Genomic DNA, 205 nt, shown 5'->3' on the forward strand with positions numbered 1-205 from the left:
CAGAATGGCCCGGCTCGTGAACTCTGTCCCCCTCGCCATTGTCTCTCGGACCAATGGCGTTCCAATGGCTCGATCGCTGACTATGCATCCGGGTTTACCGTAGATCCGCACCAGCGCATCCAGCTCACGCGCAACACGCGCGCCGGAGATGCTGGTGTCAGCAATCAGGCACAGGTTTTCGCGGCTGCAATCGTCTATCACTGCC

1 pseudogene is annotated in these 205 nt (G+C 60.0%); it reads right to left on the minus strand.

Annotation, left to right across the window (positions count from 1 at the left end):
- Positions 1 to 72: 72 nt before the first annotated feature.
- Positions 73 to 205 (minus strand): annotated as a pseudogene (locus FCK22_RS18805) (IS3 family transposase); the annotation flags it as partial.

This window comes from Sulfitobacter sp. 15WGC (assembly GCF_005068605.1).
Taxonomy (GTDB): Bacteria; Pseudomonadota; Alphaproteobacteria; order Rhodobacterales; family Rhodobacteraceae; genus Sulfitobacter; species Sulfitobacter faviae.